At 63.8% G+C, this 329-nt stretch carries 1 protein-coding gene; it reads left to right on the top strand.

The genetic code is table 11. From position 1 onward, the window contains the following. Positions 1-43: 43 nt before the first annotated feature. A partial coding sequence (locus JN414_RS16560; protein ID WP_375781693.1) for a hypothetical protein occupies positions 44-329 on the top strand: 286 nt, incomplete at its 3' end.

Below are 329 nucleotides of genomic sequence, written 5' to 3'. Positions count from 1 at the left end.
GCCGCCATGACGGGCGGATTTTTTGCCATAGGACTGGCCTGACATGACAGACACCTCACAGGACACGCCTCCGGATGGCGGTCCCGAGATCCTGTATTCCGGATCGGCGGGCGGCTTTTACACACAGGGCATCAGCCAGAATATTCCGGCAGATGCTGTGACCGTCGCGGCCGGTACCTTCCGAGCGCTTCTGAAAGCCCAGGCCAAGGGGGCGACCCTCTCGGCGGGGGCTGATGGGCTTCCGGTTGCGCGGACCCCTGACGGATCCACCATCGATCTGGCGACCGTCGAGACCGTCGCATCCTATCTGACGGTTCCGGTGCAGACGC

This window comes from Gluconobacter sp. Gdi, assembly GCF_014132155.1.
In the GTDB taxonomy this organism is placed as follows: Bacteria; Pseudomonadota; Alphaproteobacteria; order Acetobacterales; family Acetobacteraceae; genus Gluconobacter.
This window is presented reverse-complemented; position numbering and strand designations above follow the sequence as displayed.